The organism is Xanthomarina sp. GH4-25 (assembly GCF_045363175.1).
Lineage (GTDB): Bacteria > Bacteroidota > Bacteroidia > Flavobacteriales > Flavobacteriaceae > Xanthomarina.
Genome location: NZ_JBJFLO010000004.1, coordinates 171,272 through 185,115 on the forward strand (window position 1 = coordinate 171,272; position 13,844 = coordinate 185,115).

At 32.8% G+C, this 13,844-nt stretch carries 11 protein-coding genes; 8 read left to right on the forward strand and 3 right to left on the reverse strand.

Annotated features, from left to right (window positions below; genetic code table 11):
• The 3 genes from glmS to ACI5KZ_RS07140 are packed head-to-tail and all read right to left on the reverse strand — an operon-like array spanning position 1 to position 4,283.
• Positions 1 to 1,848 carry a glutamine--fructose-6-phosphate transaminase (isomerizing) gene (glmS, locus tag ACI5KZ_RS07130; protein ID WP_109308291.1) on the reverse strand — a complete coding sequence of 616 codons (1,848 nt, stop codon included), beginning with the start codon at positions 1,846 to 1,848 and terminating at the stop codon, positions 1 to 3.
• Positions 1,849 to 1,854: 6 nt separating this feature from the next.
• On the reverse strand, positions 1,855 to 3,450 hold the full coding sequence (locus tag ACI5KZ_RS07135; RefSeq protein ID WP_109308292.1) for a DUF4270 domain-containing protein: 1,596 nt from the start codon (positions 3,448 to 3,450) through the stop codon (positions 1,855 to 1,857).
• A 23-nt stretch (positions 3,451 to 3,473) separates the two neighbouring features.
• The gene (locus ACI5KZ_RS07140) at positions 3,474 to 4,283 is read right to left on the reverse strand and encodes a glycogen/starch synthase (RefSeq protein WP_109308293.1); all 810 of its coding nucleotides are present in this window, start codon (positions 4,281 to 4,283) and stop codon (positions 3,474 to 3,476) included.
• Positions 4,284 to 4,391: 108 nt separating this feature from the next.
• Between ACI5KZ_RS07140 and panC the strand changes: the two genes are divergently transcribed.
• The 8 genes from panC to ACI5KZ_RS07180 all read left to right on the forward strand — a co-directional run bounded on the left by panC (position 4,392) and on the right by ACI5KZ_RS07180 (position 13,785).
• The gene (panC, locus tag ACI5KZ_RS07145) at positions 4,392 to 5,240 is read left to right on the forward strand and encodes a pantoate--beta-alanine ligase (protein ID WP_109308294.1); all 849 of its coding nucleotides are present in this window, start codon (positions 4,392 to 4,394) and stop codon (positions 5,238 to 5,240) included.
• 13 nt (positions 5,241 to 5,253) lie between these two features.
• Entirely contained in the window at positions 5,254 to 5,604 is a 351-nt protein-coding gene (gene panD / locus ACI5KZ_RS07150; RefSeq protein WP_109308295.1) for an aspartate 1-decarboxylase, read from the forward strand.
• Between the two features lie 3 nt (positions 5,605 to 5,607).
• Positions 5,608 to 6,594, forward strand: a complete 987-nt coding sequence (locus ACI5KZ_RS07155) for a lysylphosphatidylglycerol synthase transmembrane domain-containing protein (protein ID WP_109308296.1) — start codon at positions 5,608 to 5,610, stop codon at positions 6,592 to 6,594.
• Between the two features lie 65 nt (positions 6,595 to 6,659).
• On the forward strand, positions 6,660 to 7,808 hold the full coding sequence (locus ACI5KZ_RS07160) for an alpha/beta hydrolase (protein ID WP_109308297.1): 1,149 nt from the start codon (positions 6,660 to 6,662) through the stop codon (positions 7,806 to 7,808).
• 31 nt (positions 7,809 to 7,839) lie between these two features.
• Positions 7,840 to 9,198 (forward strand): DNA repair protein RadA, encoded by a 1,359-nt coding sequence (gene radA / locus ACI5KZ_RS07165; RefSeq protein ID WP_406847308.1) that lies wholly within the window; start codon positions 7,840 to 7,842, stop codon positions 9,196 to 9,198.
• A gap of 70 nt (positions 9,199 to 9,268) precedes the next feature.
• Positions 9,269 to 12,673 carry an isoleucine--tRNA ligase gene (gene ileS / locus ACI5KZ_RS07170; RefSeq protein WP_406847309.1) on the forward strand — a complete coding sequence of 1,135 codons (3,405 nt, stop codon included), beginning with the start codon at positions 9,269 to 9,271 and terminating at the stop codon, positions 12,671 to 12,673.
• A gap of 4 nt (positions 12,674 to 12,677) precedes the next feature.
• The gene (locus ACI5KZ_RS07175; protein WP_406847310.1) at positions 12,678 to 13,058 is read left to right on the forward strand and encodes a TraR/DksA family transcriptional regulator; all 381 of its coding nucleotides are present in this window, start codon (positions 12,678 to 12,680) and stop codon (positions 13,056 to 13,058) included.
• Between the two features lie 106 nt (positions 13,059 to 13,164).
• Complete coding sequence (locus ACI5KZ_RS07180) at positions 13,165 to 13,785, forward strand: hypothetical protein (protein ID WP_406847311.1); 621 nt, start codon at positions 13,165 to 13,167, stop codon at positions 13,783 to 13,785.
• Positions 13,786 to 13,844: the final 59 nt, after the last annotated feature.

The following is a 13,844-nucleotide window of genomic DNA, read 5'->3' on the forward strand; positions in this document are numbered from 1 at the left end:
CTATTCTACTGTAACAGATTTTGCTAGGTTTCTAGGTTGATCTACATTTTTTTCTAACATAACTGCTATATGGTAAGATAACAGTTGTAAAGGAATGGTCGTAAGTAAAGGCGATAAAGACTCTAACGATTCTGGTACCTCAATAACATAATCGGCTAATTTTTTCACGTTGACATCTCCTTCAGTAACTATTCCAATAATTTTACCTTGTCTTGCTTTTATTTCTTCAATATTACTAACTACTTTTTCATAATGCCCTTTTTTAGTTGCTATAACAACAACAGGCATGTTTTCGTCGATTAATGCAATTGGACCATGTTTCATTTCTGCAGCTGGATAACCTTCTGCATGTATATAAGAAATCTCTTTGAGTTTTAAAGCACCTTCAAGAGCAACTGGAAAATTATAACCTCTACCTAAGTATAAGAAGTTACGAGCATTCTTATATTTTGCGGCTATCATTTTTATATGCTCTTCAGATTTGAGCGCTTTTTCAACCTTCTCTGGAATTAATTCTAATTCTTGAAGATGATATCTATAATCCGAGTTCGAAATTTCTCCTTTTACTTTAGCTAATTTTAGGGCTATTAAAGTTAAAAGGGTAATTTGAGTTGTAAAGGCTTTAGTAGATGCCACTCCAATTTCAGGTCCAGCATGCGTATAAGCTCCAGCATGTGTTTCTCTAGCTATAGAAGAGCCAACTACGTTACAAACGCCAAAAACAAAAGCACCATGTGTTTTAGCTAATTTTATGGCAGCCAATGTATCTGCAGTTTCACCAGACTGTGAAATAGCAATAACCACATCTTTATTGGTAATTACTGGATTTCTATATCTAAACTCTGAAGCATACTCAACTTCAACAGGAATCCTTGCCATGTCTTCAAAAATATATTCTGCAACTAAACCTGCATGCCAAGATGTACCACAAGCTACGATGATAATTCTATTGGCATTAATAAATTTTTCAATATTATCATCGATACCAGCCATTCTAATGATGCCTTCTTTTACAAGCATTCTACCTCTATAGGTGTCTTTGATAGCGCTAGGCTGTTCGAAAATCTCTTTAAGCATAAAGTGATCGTAACCACCTTTTTCAATTTGCTCTAAATTCATTTGTAGTTCTTGAACATAAGGGTCTACTAACGAATCGTCTTTAATTTTTCTAATTTTTATTTCTTTGTTTGCCTTAATAATAGCCATTTCTTCATCTTCTAAATAAATGGCGTTTTTTGTATATTCTAAAAAAGGAGAGGCATCGCTAGCAATAAAAAACTCATTTTCTCCAACACCGACGGCTAAAGGGCTACCAAGTCTAGCAATAACTATTTCGTCTGGTTTGTTTTTATCAAAAACAGCAATGGCATAAGCACCTACAACTTGGTTTAAGGCAACTTGAACAGCTTTTCCTAATTTTACGTTTTCTTTTGATTTTACGTCTTCAATTAAATTGATTAAAACCTCGGTGTCTGTATCAGATTTAAATGTGTAACCTCTTTTAACAAGCTCTTTTTTAAGAGATTCGTAATTTTCAATAATTCCGTTATGGATAATTACTAAATCGCCAGAATTTGAATAATGTGGATGTGCATTCACGTCGTTTGGAACGCCATGAGTTGCCCAACGTGTATGACCAATACCTATGGAGCCATTTGTAGAAATTTCTTTATTAACTCTTTTTTCTAAGTCTGCAACTTTCCCTTTAGTTTTAGATACTTTAAGATTTTTTCCGTCAAATAATGCAATTCCTGCACTATCATAGCCACGATATTCTAATCTTTTAAGTCCTTCTATAATTATTGGGAAGGCATCACGATGTCCAATGTATCCTACAATTCCACACATAGTTTATTAATTATCTGGTTGTGTATATAATATTTCTAATTGAACTCTTTTATCTTCAGGAACATTTTGGTTGCTTCCGTGTAAAACAGTTCCTTTTTGAGATAAGACTGTGCCTGCAGGAATTCCTTCTAAAATGTCATCATTTAAAATAGTAGAATTACTAATTTCATTAATATTAGTTGTGAGATACAACCCTAATTGAAAATTAGTAGAGTCTCTTAGTAAAATATTATTTAAATGTTCAGTTAGTTTTATTTTATACTTTACGCCTTTACCACTAGCATCTTTTTCTAAGGCAGAAGAGTAGTTTAGTTTAGATTCTATAGGATCTGTTGTATTGGTTGTAGAATCGTAAAAATAATCAACAATTGGAATGTTGTTTTTTATATCGTATAAGAACACTCTATTTGGTTCTTGATTTTCATCTAACACATCTGTAACATCTTGGTCTACATAGAAAACCAAATTAGCTTCGTTAATTAATCGAGCAGGATTACCGTTATTATCTTTATAAAGCGCATTAAATTCGTCTAAAACAGCTGGATCTTCAAAAAGATTCACAACTGCTATAGATCCTTCGCCTCCTTTTAAATATAATTGTTGATCCCCATTTACTTTATCTGCTGTATCATTCAAGTTGTTTAATAGAGAAGTTGTTAAAGGGTCTGCCGTCATTGTACTAGCTCTATTGGCTCTAAAATTCATGATAAACTTGTTGTTTAAAACTAGTTCGCCATTCTCATCTTCATTATCATAATATATAGTTAAATTGGCGGCAGAACTATTAAAGTTAAGCAGGATAGCACTGCCTGCATTAGGATCAATAGGTTCAACTTTAAAATATAAGCCTCTAAAATAATCTTTAAAGTTATTTGGATTACTTAATTCTGGCATGCCTTCTTTGTCAAAAAACAAGGTTTTCCAATAGTCACCACCAGGGTTTTCTAGTTCTACATATAAACTTGGAGAAATTCTGTTTACTTCTATAGGAGTGCCTTGCTCATCATCTTCATAAATTATTTGTTCATTATTGCTAGGCTTAAAAGCCAAATCCTCATATAAAAGGGTTCCTAAATTACTATCGATTCCAAACTCATCATTATTAGAATAATAGTATTGTGGATCAACATCATCAGTAGCTGGATTGAAATCTCTTAGAAAATAATTAGATCTATAAATGGATAACTTTATTGGTGTGTTTCCATAAAGAGAATCTAGATCATAATACGTTTCATCTCCAGAGGTACTAGAAACTGATGAATAATAAGGAATGGTTAAATAAGCATGTTTAAACACTGGGTTTGTACCAAAACTTGGATTGTAGTTCCTCGGTACAACTTGGGTAATTATATTGTTGATTGTTCCTGCATAAATTTGGTCGTAATAAATACCCAAAAAATTTGAAGGAATATTATTAGTCTGAGTAGGTCTCACTCTTTTATTGTATGCTACAACTGCAAACTTGTCTTTATTAGTTTCGAAATTCTGAATTCCTTGAATATCACTATTTAAAGAATTATAATCATTCTCACAAGCAAGGACAGTACATAACGTAAGTGCTAAAATGCCTAAAAATTTAAAGGCTTTAATTTTTCTTTTCATAATTTAATTTGGACGATTATGGTTTAGCTTAAGACTTGGGTATTATAAAATTCGACATAAGCTTCACCAAATTCATCTTTTGATTTAAAATCTAGAACAGGTTTTTCGGATTTTTTTAAATGTTTGTTTAATTCTTCTGGAATCTCTTCCGAGCCTATAATTAAGGCATCAGAATGGTCGATTGCAATTTTCATTAAACTGTTATAGGTTGGTTTGTCTAGCTCTTTAATATAACTTTCATTAATATTATCAAACTTTACTTTGTTAATCATATCTTTATTTAACGTTCCTTCGAAACTTTGATTGTAAATAGACGTCACTATTTTACTTTCGTTAAATAAAGGTTCATCTTTATAATATTGTTTTAGGTATAATGGCAATAACGATGCCAACCAACCATGAACATGAATAATATCTGGAGACCAGTTTAATTTTTTAACTGTTTCAATAACGCCTTTTGCAAAGAAAATGGCACGTTCGTCATTATCTGGAAATAAATTTCCATCTTCATCAGTTAACGTAGCTTTTCTTTTAAAATATTCATCGTTATCTATAAAATAAACTTGAATACGTTCTTTAGGGATTGAGGCCACTTTAATGATTAAAGGCATGTCCAAATCATTAATAACTAAATTAATACCAGAGAGCCTAATTACTTCATGCAACTGATGTCTTCTCTCATTAATATTCCCATATCGTGGCATAAAAATTCGGATTTGCCCTCCTTGTTGATTTACCATTCTTGGCGCTTCGAACGACATAGAAGAAATTTCAGTTTCAGGTAAATATGGTACAACTTCAGATGATACGTATAATATCCTCTTATCTTTCATATACTTATTGCTTTTGGTAATTCAAAATAAAAAACACGCAAAAGTACAAAAATTTATGCAGATTCATTGTAAAATATTAAGTTTGCACGCGTTAATATTTTATTAAAGGTGAAGATTTTTACTGAAAAAACTCAAATTCAAAAAACCATCAAGCAAATCAAAACAAAAGATTTGTCTATTGGCTTTGTGCCAACAATGGGAGCTTTGCACCAAGGACATTTATCTTTAGTCGAGGAAGCCTTTAAAAATAACGATGTTGTTATTGTAAGTATTTTTGTAAATCCAACACAATTTGACAATAAAGAAGATCTTAAGAAATATCCAAGAACATTAGAAGCAGATACGCATTTATTAGCAAGTTTAAATAAAGATATTATTGTTTACGCACCAACTGTAATAGATATTTATGGCACAAATACCATTGCTGAACATTTTTCTTTTGACGGTTTAGAATTTGAAATGGAAGGTAAATTTAGAACAGGGCACTTTGATGGTGTTGGAACGATAGTTAAGCGCTTGTTTGAAATTGTAAAACCAGATTACGCTTATTTTGGTAAAAAAGATTTTCAGCAATTAACAATTATAAAAAAACTGGTTGAAAAGCACCAGATTCCTGTAACTATTGTTGGTTGCGATATATTTAGGGAAACCAATGGATTAGCCATGAGTTCTAGAAATGTAAGATTAAAGAAAGACTATAAGCAAGCAGCACCTTTTATATACAAAACATTAAAAGCTGCCAAGAAAAAGTTTGGCACAAAAAGTGCTAATAAAGTTATAGAATGGGTTGAGAATGAATTTTCTAAGCATAAATTATTAACATTAGAATATGTTATTATTGCTGATGAAGAAACATTAAAACCTGTTAAGAGAAAAACAAAAAATAAAACCTATCGTGCGTTTATTGCTGTGTATGCAGACGATATCAGATTAATTGATAATATCGCACTAAATTAATTACCTTTGCCACATGCAAATACAAGTTGTAAAATCTAAAATTCACAGAGTAAAATGTACAGGTGCAGACCTTAATTATATTGGTAGTATTACTATCGATGAAGATTTAATGGATGCCGCTAATATTATTCAAGGTGAAAAAGTTCAGATTGTAAATAACGACAATGGAGAACGTTTGGAAACTTATGTAATTCCAGGTCCAAGAGATAGTGGAGAAATTACACTAAATGGAGCAGCAGCCAGAAAAGTTGCTGTTGGAGATACGCTTATTCTAATTACCTATGCATTTATGGATCTTGAAGAGGCTAAAATATTCAAGCCATCTTTAGTGTTTCCAGACGAAGCAACCAATAGATTGATATAAAGATTGAATCCATTGATTAAAAAATATCTTAAAATCCTGCTCCCAATTTTATTGGGAGTTTTTTTAATATGGTATTCTTTATCGAAAGTTCCTTTAAACGAATTGCTTAATTATTTTAAGAATGCCAATTACGGCTGGATTTTATTAGGTATGTTTTGTGGACTATTAAGTCATTTGTCAAGGGCTTATAGATGGCAATTCCTACTAGAGCCTTTAGGGTGTAAAGTGAAATTAGGCAACAGTATTATGGCTGTTTTTTCAGCTTATTTAATAAATTATACCATCCCAAGAGCTGGTGAAGTTGCTAGAGCATCCATTTTAACAACCTATGAAGATGTTCCGTTTGAAAAAGGCTTTGGAACCATAGTTTCAGAGCGTATGGCAGATTTACTGGTAATGATAATTATTATATGCATCACACTTTTTATACAATTCGATTTTATCTATCAGTTTTTTGCTGAAAAATTTAATCCATTACATTTAGTTATTGGGTTATTTGCTGTTTCAGGTTTTCTGCTTCTTGGTTTTAAAGTTATTAAAACTAGTCAATCAGTCTTTGCAGTAAAAATAAAAACTTTTGTTTCTGGTCTATTAGAAGGTGTTTTAAGTATTTTTAAAATGAAAAAGAAATGGGCTTTTATTGGGCATACTATTTTTATATGGAGCATGTATATTGCCATGTTTTATGTAACATCTTTTTCATTAACCGAGTTAAATAGCATTCCTTTTGGGGCTATCTTAATAGGCTTCATTTCTGCTAGTTTTAGTATTGCAGCAACAAATGGTGGTATTGGGTCTTATCCAATTGCTGTGTATGCTGCCTTTTCACTTTTTGCTATTCCAGAGTCGCCAAGCATTGCGTTTGGCTGGATTGTCTGGACTTCGCAAACATTATTACTTGTCCTAGGAGGAGGCGTATCTTTAATGTTATTGCCAATTTTAAATAAGAATAGAAAAGAAGAAATTTGCAATAATAAAGATGAAGTTTAAATACCTATTATTTTAAATCTTATTGGTAATTTACTACCTTGCATGGCATCCTTAACCATGTTAAAATGAAAAAATACATCTACCTACTAGTCTTTTTTGTTTGTGTTCAATTTATAAAAGCACAAGTTATTTACGAACCGTTTAATTCTGCAAAATTAGCAGAAACGCGAGAAGTAAAAATTCAATTACCAAGAGGTTACGATGATCATCCTGATAAAAAATATCCCATAATTATGGTTTTTGATGGCGATTATATGTTTGAGGCAGTAGCTGGAAATGTCGATTATTATTCCTATTGGGACGACATGCCAGATGCTATTGTTGTAGGTGTTAATCAGATAGATACTAGAAATAATGATGTGTATTATTCAGAACAAAACTCGTTGCCTATTGAATCAGGTGCAGCTTTTTTCGAATTTATAGGTATGGAATTAATTCCTCATATAGAAAAAAATTATAGAACAGAAAGCTTTAGAGTAGCAATTGGACATGGAGAAACGGCTAATTTTATCAATTATTATTTATTAAAAGGTGATCCGTTATTCAAAGCTTACATAGCTATTAGCCCAGATTTAGCACCAGATATGACTGCCTACATTCCTGAAAAGCTTAGTAAATTTCAGACTAAAATATTTTATTATTTAGCAACTTCAGATAATGATGTTGCATCCATAAAAACCAATACAGAAGCTTTAAACACTGCCATTTCAGGAATAGACAACAAGAATATTCTTTATAATTTTAAAAAACTAGAAGAACCTTCACATTATTCTTTACCGGCTTATATCATTCCAGACGCATTGCAGAAAATCTTTTTTGTATATCAACCTATCAGTAAAAAGGAATATAAAGACACCATATTAAAACTGGAATCGTCTCCAGTAACTTATTTAGAAGAAAAGTATCAAACCATTCTGGATTTATTTGGTATTGATAAACAAATTCTTATTAACGATTTTAAAGCGATTGAAGCTGCTATTGAAAAAACGGAAAAGTATGCGTATTTTGAAGATCTGGGTAAAATTGCTAGAAAACAGTATCCTGAAACCATGTTAGGAAGCTATTATTTAGCTCGTTTTTATGAAGAAACTGGAGAACCAAAAAAAGCAATGAAAACCTATCAATCCGCTTATGTTTTAGAAGAAATTGGAGGTATTACAAAAGATTTAGTTTTGGAGAAAGCAGATGAAATTAAAGCAGATTTCGGTTATTAATTAAAGATTTCCGATGTCTCGGAAGGTAAACATGGCTAAAGTAAAAACAACTTTTTTTTGCCAAAATTGTGGCACACAATATTCTAAATGGCAAGGGCAATGTACGGCTTGCAAGGAGTGGAATACCATTACAGAGGAAGTGATTCAGAAAGCAGAAAAAAGCGATTGGAAATCGCCAACTTCAGCATCAAAAAGAGTTTCAAAACCTTTATTAATTAATGAGATTGACGCCTCTCAAGATGCTAGAATGGCAACAAGTGATCAAGAATTTAATCGCGTGCTTGGTGGTGGTATTGTTCCTGGTTCATTAATATTGTTGGGAGGCGAACCTGGTATTGGAAAAAGTACCTTATTACTTCAAATAGCTTTAAAATTACCTTATAAAACCTTATACGTTTCTGGTGAAGAAAGCCAGAAGCAAATAAAAATGCGTGCTGAACGCATCAATCCAAATAGTAGTAATTGTTACATTTTAACCGAAACAAAAACTCAAAACATTTTCAAGCAAATTGAGGATCTGGAACCAGACATCATTGTCATAGATTCTATTCAAACTTTACATAGCGATTATATTGAGTCTTCTTCAGGAAGCATTTCTCAAATAAAAGAGTGCACTACAGAACTAATAAAATTTGCAAAAGAAACTGCAACTCCAGTAATTCTAATTGGGCATATAACCAAAGATGGTAACATTGCAGGACCAAAAATTTTAGAACACATGGTCGATACGGTTTTACAATTTGAAGGCGACAGAAATCATGTGTTCCGAATTCTTAGAGCCAACAAAAACCGATTTGGATCGACTAACGAATTAGGTATTTACGAAATGCAAGGTTCAGGATTAAGGGAAGTATCAAACCCAAGTGAAATATTAATTTCCAAAAAAGACGATGAGCTTTCAGGAAATGCCGTAGCCGCAACTCTAGAAGGCATGCGTCCGTTAATGATAGAAGTGCAAGCCCTGGTTAGCACTGCTGTTTATGGAACGCCACAGCGTTCTGCCACAGGATTTAATGCCAAACGCTTGAACATGCTATTGGCTGTTTTAGAAAAAAGAGCTGGTTTTAGGTTGGGCGCAAAGGATGTCTTTTTGAATATTACAGGAGGTATTACGGTTGACGACCCAGCAATCGATTTAGCAGTCGTTGCAGCCATTTTATCATCGAATGAAGACGAAGCTTTACAAAAAGATGTTTGCTTTGCTGCAGAGGTTGGTTTATCTGGGGAAATCCGTCCAATACAGCGTGTGGAACAGCGTATTCTGGAAGCTGAAAAATTAGGGTTCTCAACCATATTTGTTTCTAAATACAATAAAATAGCCTTGAAAAATACGGTTATTAAAATTCAATTGATTTCTAAAATTGAGGATTTGGTAAACTTTATAGTTTAAAAACCTATAATTCAATGCCTATTTTCTTAAAAATCATTATTTTCGCAGGTCGAAAAGAATGAATGATACAATGAGTACAAAATTCCCTGAATATAAAGGACTTGACTTGCCAAATGTAGCGAATGAAATAAGCAACTATTGGCAAGAAAACAACATATTTGAAAAGAGCGTTACAACAAGAGAAGGTAATAAACCCTTTGTGTTTTTCGAAGGACCTCCTTCGGCAAATGGATTGCCAGGGGTTCACCATGTGTTAGCTCGTGCTATTAAAGATATTTTTCCTCGTTATAAAACCATGAAAGGATTCCAAGTAAAGCGTAAAGCTGGTTGGGATACACATGGATTACCCATTGAACTTGGTGTTGAAAAGGAATTAGGAATTACCAAAGAAGATATTGGTAAAACCATTTCTGTTGAAGATTACAATGCAGCTTGTAGAAAAGCTGTCATGAGATATACAGACGTTTGGAATGACCTTACCCAAAAAATGGGTTATTGGGTAGATATGGACGATCCATACATTACTTACGATCCTAAATACATGGAGTCTGTTTGGTGGTTGTTAAAGGAAATCTATAACAAAAGCTTGATGTATAAAGGCTACACCATTCAGCCTTATTCGCCAAAAGCAGGAACAGGATTGAGCTCGCATGAATTAAATCAGCCAGGAACCTATCAAGATGTTACTGACACTACAGTTGTTGCTCAATTTAAAGCCAATGAAGATTCACTTCCAGATTTTTTACAAAATGAAGGAACGATTTACTTTATGGCTTGGACCACAACGCCTTGGACACTGCCAAGTAATACAGCATTAACCGTTGGACCAAAAATTGATTATGTTTTAGTTGAAACGTACAATCAATATACGTTTGAGCCAATTAACGTTGTTTTAGCAAAGTCTTTAGTTAACAAACAGTTCGACGGAAAATTTAAGAAAGTAGAAACGAAACCAGAATTATTAGACTATAAATCTGGAGATAAAAAAATTCCGTTTTACGTTGTAAAAGAATTTAAAGGGAAAGATTTGGTAGGAATTACCTATGAACAATTGTTGCCTTACGCGTTACCAAACGATCATCCAGAAAATGCTTTTAGAATCATTTCAGGAGATTTCGTAACTACGGAAGATGGAACAGGAATTGTACATACTGCCCCAACTTTTGGAGCAGATGATGCCATGGTTGCTAAACAGGCAATGCCAGAAGTACCACCAATGTTAGTGAAAGACGAGAATGATAATCTTGTTCCATTGGTTGACTTACAAGGAAAATTCAGGCCAGAAATGGGTGAATATGCAGGTAAATATGTAAAGAATGAATATTATAACGATGGCGAAGCACCAGAACGTTCGGTAGATGTGGAACTTGCCATTAAATTAAAAGAAGAAAACAAAGCCTTTAAGGTTGAGAAATATAAACACAGTTATCCAAACTGCTGGAGAACAGATAAACCAATTTTATACTATCCATTAGATTCATGGTTTATTAAAGTAACTGATGTTAAGGAGAGAATGTTTGAGTTAAATGAAACCATCAATTGGAAACCAAAAGCAACAGGAACAGGTCGTTTTGGAAATTGGTTAGCCAATGCCAACGATTGGAACTTATCGCGTTCGCGTTATTGGGGAATTCCATTGCCAATCTGGAGAACTGAAGATGGGAAAGAAGAAATTTGCATTGGTTCTGTAGAAGAATTGAAAATTGAAATGGCTAAAGCTGTTGAGGCAGGAGTTCTTTCAAAAGATATTTTTGAAGATTTTGAAATTGGTAACAACTCCGAAGAAAACTATGCAACAATCGATTTGCATAAAAACATTGTAGATGAAATTGTTTTAGTGTCGAAGTCTGGACAACCCATGAAACGAGAAGCAGATTTAATTGACGTTTGGTTCGATTCTGGTTCTATGCCTTATGCACAGTGGCACTATCCGTTTGAAAATAAAGAATTAATTGATGAGAAAAATGCTTTTCCAGCTGATTTCATTGCAGAAGGTGTCGATCAAACTCGTGGCTGGTTCTATACCTTACATGCTATAGGAACTATGGTTTTCGACTCGGTTGCTTATAAAAATGTGGTTTCTAATGGTTTGGTTTTAGACAAAAACGGACAGAAAATGTCCAAACGTCTTGGGAATGCCACAGATCCTTTTGAGACTTTATCGACTTATGGAGCTGATGCTACTCGTTGGTATATGATAGCGAATGCCAATCCTTGGGACAATTTAAAATTTGATGTAGATGGCATTGAGGAAGTAAAACGTAAGTTCTTTGGAACCCTTTACAACACCTATTCCTTCTTTACTTTATATTCAAATCTGGATAATTTTAGTTATACTGAAACAGATATTCCATTAAACGAAAGACCTGAAATTGATAGATGGATTCTTTCAGAATTACATACTTTAATTCAGAAAGTAGATGCTTTTTATGCAGATTACGAGCCTACAAAAGCAGCCAGAGCTATTTCAGATTTCACACAAGATTACGTGAGTAACTGGTTTGTACGTTTAAGTAGAAGGCGTTTCTGGAAAGGCGATTACCAGCAAGATAAAATTTCAGCTTATCAAACGCTTTATACTTGTATGGAAACTATTGCTAAGTTAGGAGCACCCATAGCACCTTTCTTTATGGATAGGTTGTATTTGGATTTAAATTCAGTATCGAGAAAAGAGACTTTTGAAAGTGTACATTTAGCTGAATTTCCAACATTTAATGAAAGTTTTGTAGATAAGAGTTTAGAACGCAAAATGGAAGCAGCCCAAACAATATCTTCTTTGGTATTATCGTTAAGAGCTAAGGAGAAAATTAAAGTAAGACAACCACTACAAAAAATCATGATTCCTATAGATTCTAAACAACAAAAGGAAGAGATTCTAGCAGTTGCAGAATTAATCAAACATGAAGTAAACGTTAAGGAAATAGAGCTATTAGAAGATGCTTCAGATATCTTAGTTAAACAAATTAAACCTAATTTTAAAACTCTTGGACCACGATTTGGTAAGGATATGAAATTGATAGCTAATACAATTGTTGGTTTCACTTCAGAAGACATTAAAAAAATCGAGCAAAGTGGTGAAATGGAGGTTGTAATTAACGGAAAAAGTATTACTTTAGGGCTTGAAGATGTAGAGATAACATCACAAGATATTGAAGGTTGGTTGGTTGCTAACGAAGGTGCATTAACTGTAGCTTTAGATGTCACTATCTCTGAAGAATTACGAAAAGAAGGGATTGCACGAGAGCTCGTTAATCGTATTCAAAACTTACGTAAAGATTCAGGTTTTGAAGTAACAGATAGGATAGATGTACAACTTCAAAAAGATGATAAAATAGTGGATGCTGTACAAGCGAATATGATGTATATTAAAGCAGAAACTTTAACAGAAGAATTAGAAATTATTGATCAGATAAATAATGGTATAGAAGTTGTATTTGACGATGTAAATACGAGGTTATTTATTCAAAAACATTAAGAACATGGCAAACGAATTAAACATAAGGTATGCAGATAAGGATTTAGCAGAATTTAAAGTGTTAATCCAGGAGAAAATTGTAAAAGCACAACACGATTTAGATTTAATAAAAAGTGCTTACATGAACGATTTAAATAATGGTACAGACGATACGTCGCCTACTTTTAAAGCGTTTGAAGAGGGTAGCGAAACCATGAGTAAAGAAGCAAATTCGCAATTAGCTATTAGACAAGAAAAGTTTATTCGTGACTTAAAAAATGCACTTATTAGAATTGAAAACAAAACCTATGGTGTTTGTAGAGTAACTGGAAAACTAATAAACAAAGATCGTTTAAAGTTAGTGCCTCATGCCACATTGAGTATTGAAGCTAAAAACATGCAATAAACTCCTGATAATAAAGGAGCCCATTTTAATATACACGAACGCTTCAATTTTTTGAGGCGTTTTTTTATAGGTTTTGTTTAAACCAAAAGGTTTTAATTTTTAATATATGAAGCCATCTTTATACATTGTCTTTTTATTTTTTGTGTTTCAAATCCAAGCTCAAAAAACTACAAATAAATTTTTTTCTTCTGAAGGGGTTTCAACGATTAATATCGATGGGAGTTCTGTTTTTAAAATAACAATTAAGACAGCAAAAACTAAAGATATTTCAATAGAATCTTTTGTTGAAGGAGAAAACAGCGAGCATGTGGTTTTAGTAACGCATTTACAAAACAATCAATTACAGGTTTCAAGTGTTTATCAGCCGTTGTTTGTTGCAGATGATGATAAAAGGAGTGTTCATAAACTTATTTCCATCGAATTAACAATACTAATTCCTGAACATTTAAACATTATTATTACAAGCAACATTGCTTCGGTGTTTATAACGGGAAGCTATAATCAAGTGACTACAGAATTAATTAATGGTTCTTTTCAATCTAAAAATTTTCAAGGGAACCTTTTAGTAAATACCATTCATGGTGATATTCATGTAGCAACAAATCTGGTTACAGTTCAAGCCTCAAGTAAACATGGAGATGTAAAGCAAGAGGTTTTAACCCAAGGAAGTCGAGAAATCTTGTTAAATTCGATAAATGGGAATATTACTGTTACCAAAACTGAATAATATGCCTATTTTTGAAAAAAAAATCTACTATTAATATAAAATATTCCTCCCGAAAATCG

What these genes read in the sequence shown, in the direction of transcription:
- ACI5KZ_RS07135 (WP_109308292.1), bottom strand. Translation starts at nt 3,450, where the DNA reads ATGAAAAGAAAAATTAAAGCCTTTAAATTTTTAGGCATTTTAGCACTT.
- ACI5KZ_RS07175 (WP_406847310.1), top strand. Translation starts at nt 12,678, where the DNA reads ATGGCAAACGAATTAAACATAAGGTATGCAGATAAGGATTTAGCAGAA.
- ACI5KZ_RS07160 (WP_109308297.1), top strand. Translation starts at nt 6,660, where the DNA reads ATGAAAAAATACATCTACCTACTAGTCTTTTTTGTTTGTGTTCAATTT.
- ACI5KZ_RS07140 (WP_109308293.1), bottom strand. Translation starts at nt 4,283, where the DNA reads ATGAAAGATAAGAGGATATTATACGTATCATCTGAAGTTGTACCATAT.
- glmS (WP_109308291.1), bottom strand. Translation starts at nt 1,848, where the DNA reads ATGTGTGGAATTGTAGGATACATTGGACATCGTGATGCCTTCCCAATA.
- radA (WP_406847308.1), top strand. Translation starts at nt 7,840, where the DNA reads ATGGCTAAAGTAAAAACAACTTTTTTTTGCCAAAATTGTGGCACACAA.
- ACI5KZ_RS07180 (WP_406847311.1), top strand. Translation starts at nt 13,165, where the DNA reads ATGAAGCCATCTTTATACATTGTCTTTTTATTTTTTGTGTTTCAAATC.
- panD (WP_109308295.1), top strand. Translation starts at nt 5,254, where the DNA reads ATGCAAATACAAGTTGTAAAATCTAAAATTCACAGAGTAAAATGTACA.
- ileS (WP_406847309.1), top strand. Translation starts at nt 9,269, where the DNA reads ATGAGTACAAAATTCCCTGAATATAAAGGACTTGACTTGCCAAATGTA.